Source organism: Herbaspirillum sp. B65, from assembly GCF_000333555.1.
GTDB classification, from domain to species: domain Bacteria; phylum Pseudomonadota; class Gammaproteobacteria; order Burkholderiales; family Burkholderiaceae_D; genus Herbaspirillum; species Herbaspirillum rubrisubalbicans.
This window is the reverse complement of sequence record NZ_BADI01000363.1, coordinates 1-5,072: the sequence shown is the minus strand read 5'-3', so window position 1 is coordinate 5,072 and position 5,072 is coordinate 1. Positions and strand designations below refer to the sequence as shown.

The 5,072-nt window shown below is 58.5% G+C and carries 5 protein-coding genes and 1 pseudogene; 3 read left to right on the top strand and 3 right to left on the bottom strand.

What is annotated here, in order from left to right:
- The 3 genes and pseudogenes from I5W_RS08910 to I5W_RS08900 form a co-directional block, all read left to right on the top strand.
- A pseudogene (locus I5W_RS08910) lies at positions 1-576 on the top strand (phospholipase D family protein); the annotation flags it as partial.
- A 24-nt stretch (positions 577-600) separates the two neighbouring features.
- Positions 601-1,959, top strand: coding sequence for a mechanosensitive ion channel family protein (locus I5W_RS08905; protein ID WP_044528956.1), 1,359 nt, complete (start codon positions 601-603; stop codon positions 1,957-1,959).
- A gap of 82 nt (positions 1,960-2,041) precedes the next feature.
- On the top strand, positions 2,042-3,238 hold the full coding sequence (locus tag I5W_RS08900) for a DesA family fatty acid desaturase (protein WP_017454371.1): 1,197 nt from the start codon (positions 2,042-2,044) through the stop codon (positions 3,236-3,238).
- Positions 3,239-3,434: 196 nt separating this feature from the next.
- Here the strand turns inward: I5W_RS08900 and rpmG are convergent, their stop codons facing one another.
- The 3 genes from rpmG to radC form a co-directional block, all read right to left on the bottom strand.
- Positions 3,435-3,602, bottom strand: coding sequence for a 50S ribosomal protein L33 (gene rpmG / locus I5W_RS08895; RefSeq protein WP_006463731.1), 168 nt, complete (start codon positions 3,600-3,602; stop codon positions 3,435-3,437).
- A gap of 24 nt (positions 3,603-3,626) precedes the next feature.
- The gene (gene rpmB, locus I5W_RS08890) at positions 3,627-3,863 is read right to left on the bottom strand and encodes a 50S ribosomal protein L28 (protein ID WP_006463730.1); all 237 of its coding nucleotides are present in this window, start codon (positions 3,861-3,863) and stop codon (positions 3,627-3,629) included.
- 206 nt (positions 3,864-4,069) lie between these two features.
- Positions 4,070-4,756: a RadC family protein gene (radC, locus tag I5W_RS08885; protein ID WP_044528955.1), complete on the bottom strand. Its 687-nt coding sequence runs from the start codon at positions 4,754-4,756 to the stop codon at positions 4,070-4,072.
- Between the last annotated feature and the right edge of the window lie 316 nt (positions 4,757-5,072).

Here is a 5,072-nt window from a genome sequence, read left to right as displayed (position 1 = left end):
ATGATGCGTCGGCTTGTCGGGCCTGCCCTGCCGCAGGCCCTGCTGGCGGCACTTGCGCGGGGCAACCTGCAGGCCAGGGAAGCCCTGCCGGCACCGCCGTAAATGCCCGCGCAAGGCACGGTCCAGTCCGCCTTTGCGCCCTGGGACGATATCGAAGCCCTGATCGTCGGCCAGCTCGATGGCGCCCGCCGCCAGATCCTGGTGCAAGCCTACCTGCTGACCAGCCGTCCTATCACCGATGCGCTGGTGGCGGCCCGCAAGCGCGGCATCGACGTGCGCGTGCTGATGGACGCCGGCCAGTTGGACAAGAATGCCACCGACCGCCTGCGCCAGTTGCGCGCCGCCGGCATCCCAGTCTGGCTGGAAACCGAGTACCGCAATGCCCACAACAAGGTCATCGTCATTGATGCCGCCTTGCCTACGGCCACGGTGATTACCGGCAGCTACAATTTCACCTGGTCGGCCCAGCACAAGAATGCCGAAAACGTGCTGATCCTGGGCAAGAACCCGCCGCTGGCGGCGCGCTACGCCAGCAATTGGCAGCGCCACCGCCAGGATGCCGAAGCGGCACCCTGAACTGATCCTTCATATCGGCCAGTCATGACTGATCATTTTCTTTCCCTCTTCACCGATATCAGTACCGTTGACCTGCTGCGCCAACTGGTGGTGATTGCGCTCTCGCTGCTGGGCGGCATCGCCTTGTCGCGCTGGCTGCGGGCGCGGTTTGTGCTGCCGGCCGATGGCGAGGAACAGTCGCTGGTGATGCAGATTGGCGTCAAGAGCTTTGCCCGCGTGCTCTCGCCGCTGCTGGCGCTGGGTCTGCTGACGGCGGCCTATACCATCTTGAAGCGCGGCCACCATGCCGTCACGCTCTGGGAAATCATGTTTCCCCTGGTTATTGCCCAAGTGGCGATGCGCTTCGTGTTCTACGTGCTGCGCGGCATCTTCGTCAAGGACGCCACCGTCGGGGCGCTGCTGCACCTGTCGGAAAAGCTCATCGCGCTGTTGGTCTGGCTGTGCGTGCTGCTGTGGATCACCGGCCTGTGGCCGGACTTCGTCGATTACCTCGACAGCACCACCTTGCCGCTGGCGCGTCACAAGGTATCGCTGTTGACCATGTTGCAAGGCGCGGCCTCGGTGCTGGTCACGCTCATCATTGCCCTGTGGATAGGGACGGTGCTGGAAAACCGGCTCATGAAGTTCAGCGGGATGCATTCCTCGCTGCGCACCGTGGTGGCGCGCATGATGCGGGCCTTGCTGATCTTGATCGCCTTCCTGGTCAGCCTGTCGCTGGTGGGCATCGACCTGACCGTGCTGTCGGTCTTCGGCGGCGCGCTGGGGGTGGGTATCGGTCTGGGCTTGCAGAAGATCGCCAGCAGCTATGTCTCCGGCTTCGTGATCCTGCTGGAGCGCAGCATGGTCATCGGTGACATGGTTGCCGTGGATAAATTCTTTGGCAAGGTCACCCAGATCAATACTCGCTACACCATCCTGGAAGGATTGGACGGCATTGAAACCGTGTTGCCAAATGAACTATTTGTCTCCAATCCGGTACAAAACTATTCCTTGACCCATCGCATTGTACGTTTGTCCACACAGCTTACCATTCTGTACCAGGACGATGTGGAAACGGTCTTGTCCATCATGGAACAGGCCGCACTTGGAGTACAGCGGGTCTCCCAGCAGACCGCGCCGCAAGCCTTGCTGATCAAGATCGGCGCCGATGGACTGGAGCTGGAGCTGGGTTTCTGGATCACCGACCCGGAAAACGGACGCTTGAATGTCTTGTCAGAAGTCAATCGTGCCATCTGGGCTGCCTTCAAACGCCATGGCGTCCAGGTCGCCCATCCCAAGCGCGACATTCGCATCATGGATGAGCGCAGCTTCCGGCAAAGCACCAACCAGGAAAATCCTGATGGCCCAGAGACGCAGAATTCGCGTACAATGCCCGGCAATTAAAAGAAAATAAAACCATTTTCACGGAACAAGTAATAATCCTGTTTTGTAGTCCGATAGTTGTTCTCTATTTGGAGTTGTACTGATGACCCTTGATGCGATCCTCGACTTTGTTGCCAACGGCCTGCTGCACGCGTCCGGTTGGCAGATTGTCATTTACACCCTGGTGATGACCCACATCACCATCGTGGGCGTGACTCTCTACCTGCATCGTTGCCAGGCGCATCGCGCGCTCGAACTGCACGCGATCCCCAGCCACTTCTTCCGTCTGTGGCTATGGATGACCACCGGCATGGTGACCAAGGAATGGGCCGCCATTCACCGCAAGCACCACGCCAAGTGCGAGACCGAAGAAGATCCGCACAGCCCGCAGACCCGCGGCATCCAGAAGGTGATGTGGCAGGGCGCCGAGCTGTATCGTTCCGAGTCCAAGAACGCCGAGACCATGGAAAAGTTCGGTCACGGCACCCCCGACGACTGGATCGAACACAACATCTACAGCAAGTACGGCTGGCAGGGCGTGGGCATCATGCTGATCATCGACGTGCTGCTCTTCGGCGCCATCGGCCTGACCGTGTGGGCCGTGCAGATGGCCTGGATCCCGTTCTGGGCCGCTGGCGTGGTCAATGGCCTGGGCCACTTCTGGGGCTACCGCAACTATGACTGCGTGGATGCATCGACCAACCTGTTCCCGATCGGCATCCTGATCGGTGGCGAAGAGATGCACAACAACCACCACACCTTCGGCACCTCGGCCAAGTTCTCGGCCAAGTGGTATGAATTCGACATCGGCTGGATGTATATCCGCATCCTCGAAACCTTTGGTCTGGCCAAGGTTAAGAAGGTCTTGCCGGTGCCCAAGTTCGACCGCCAGAAGGCCGTGATCGACTTCGACACCTTGCAGTCGGTCATCGCCAACCGCTATGACGTGACCGCCAAGTACGCCCGTTCCCTGAAGAGCGCCTGGAAGGATGAACTGGATCACCTCATCGAAAAAGCCAAGCTGGAATCGCGCTTCCTGAAGTCGTCCAAGAAGCTGCTGCAGCGTGAGCCGGGCCGCCTGGAAGATGGCCAGAAGCAGCAACTCTCGGAACTGTTCGCCCACAGCAAGGCGCTGCAGACCATGCACGAGATGCGCATCGAACTGAGCGCCATCTGGGAGCGTTCGCACTCCACCCGCGAGCAACTGCTGCAACAACTGCAGGACTGGTGCACCCGCGCCGAGGCGTCCGGCGTGAAGGCCCTGCGCGACTTCGCCTTGCGCCTGCGCAGCTACGCCTGATCCTGCTGGCTGACCCGGTAAAAACCGGGAGATGAATAAAAAATCCCCGCAGAGCGATCTGTGGGGATTTTTCTTTGGGGGCTCCAACGGGATGGTGAAGATTTCTTCCACCATCACTACCGTGCCCCCGAGCAACACAGGCAATAAAAAACCCGCAGAGTACTCTGCGGGTTCTTCATCGGGATACCGGGATCAATTACTTGATCTTGGTTTCCTTGTATTCGACGTGCTTACGTGCCTTGGGATCGAACTTCATGATGCTGATCTTTTCGGGCGTAGTACGCTTGTTCTTGGTGGTGGTGTAGAAGTGACCAGTACCTGCGGTCGACTCCAGTTTGATTTTGTCGCGGCCGGATTTCGCCATGATAGATTTCCTTTACTCTGCTAATTAGACTTTTTCGCCACGAGCACGCAGATCGGCCAGAACGGCATCGATGCCGATCTTGTCGATCACGCGCAGGCCGGCGTTGGACAAACGCAGCGAAACCCAGCGGTTCTCGGATTCGACGAAAATGCGGCGGTTCTGCAGGTTGGGCAGAAAACGACGCTTGGTCTTGTTGTTTGCATGGGAAACGTTGTTGCCGACCATCGGCCCCTTCCCGGTGACTTGGCAGACACGTGCCATGTGAGACTCCTTAAAAATTTCCGAATTTGGGAAAAACGAGAGTATAGGGAAAAAACTTAGATATTTCAATGACTTGCGAAAAACAATTGTGTCTTGGTTGGAAATGGTGATTTAACAATTGTGAAAACCTTCCGTTTGCAAGCCCCTTCGATTGGCGGAAAAGCCTTGTTTCATGCGGGTTTGCGGCCGATATGCCGGGGCCGGGCTCAGAGCTTGCCGTGGTCGGCGAAGGAATAAAGGCGTGTTCCGGCCACCACGAAATGGTCCAGCAATTCCACATCCACCAGCTCCAGGGCATCTTCCAGCGCCTCGGTCATGTCCAGGTCCTGATCGCTGGGCTCGGGGTCGCCGGAAGGGTGGTTGTGGGCCAGGATCACCGAGGCGGCATTGTGGCGCAGCGCCGCCTTGACCACTTCGCGCGGGTAGACCGCTGAATGATTGAGTGTGCCGCGGAATAATTCTTCCGTACCGATCAACTGGTTGCGCACGTTCATGAAGAGGGCGACGAAACATTCATGTTCGCGGCCCTTGAACAGCAGCTTCAGATAATCTCCCACGGCTCGGGTGGAGTTGAGTACCGAATGCGTCTTCAACTGCTCATGGATCACGCGCCGCGACAGTTCCAGCGCGGCCCGCAACTGGCTGCACTTGGCCGGGCCCAGTCCGTCGCCCAGGTCGGTCTTGTTGTGGGCGGCGTCGAACAGCATTTCCAGCGAGCCGAAGCGTTTGAGCAGGCTATGCGAAACCTCCATCACGTTCTTGCCGGGAATGCCCACCCGTAGAAAGATCGCCAGCAGTTCCGCATCCGACAGCGCAGCCGGCCCGAACTGCAGCAAGCGCTCGCGTGGTCGCTGATCCTTGGGCCAATGGGTCAATGTGGTGGTCATGGTCATGATGTTGCACTCCTTGTCATCGAGATATTCCTGTTGAATTCCTGTTGATCCTGCAGAAAAAGACGCACAAGGCAGTCCGCCGCCGGCTTGCGCTGCCGCAATGACAGTGCACAAGCCGCCCTTGCCAGCCGTCATCGAAGCAGCCGGCCACGGCGCGCCGGTCCAACGTGGCTTACAATAGCGGGTTCCTTTGCACCTTAGAATTGCCTGTCATGTCCAGCCCAACTGTCCCCGTCGTCACCGAAAACGCCTACCTAACGCTGCATTACGCCTGGCTTTCGCAGAAGGGAAGACATCGTCAGCACCTTCACGAAAA